The organism is Neisseria sp. P0024.S006, assembly GCF_051956595.1.
Classification (GTDB): domain Bacteria; phylum Pseudomonadota; class Gammaproteobacteria; order Burkholderiales; family Neisseriaceae; genus Neisseria.
Genome location: NZ_JBQCXH010000041.1, coordinates 1 through 467, shown reverse-complemented (window position 1 = coordinate 467; position 467 = coordinate 1). Strand labels below are relative to the sequence as shown.

Annotated in this window: 1 pseudogene; it reads left to right on the top strand. The window is 51.4% G+C overall.

Features of this window, described 5'->3' with window-relative positions:
• Positions 1 to 128: 128 nt before the first annotated feature.
• A pseudogene (locus ACTHUF_RS11165) lies at positions 129 to 467 on the top strand (transposase); the annotation flags it as partial.

Below are 467 nucleotides of genomic sequence, written 5' to 3'. Positions count from 1 at the left end.
TGCCCGTCGTGCCGGACGGTACGTTTTACATCCAATTGAAATAGCGGCTGCAAGAATCATAGGCTGAGACCTTTGCAAAATTCTCCAAAATCCCCTAAATTCCCACCAAGACATTTAGGGGATTTCTCATGAGCACCTTCTTCCAGCAAACCGCACAAGCCATGATTGCCAAACACATCGACCGCTTCCCACTATTGAAGTTGGATCAGGTAATTGATTAGCAACCGATCGAACAGTACCTGAATCGTCAAAGAACCTGCTACCTTAGAGACCACCGCGGCCGTCCCGCCTATCCCCTGCTGTCCATGTTCAAAGCCGTCCTGCTCGGACAATGGCACAGCCTCTCCGATCCCGAACTCGAACACAGCCTCATTACCCGCATCGATTTCAACCTGTTTTGCCGTTTCGACGAGTTGAGCATCCCCGATTACAGCACCTTATGCCGCTACCGCAACTGGCTGGCGCAA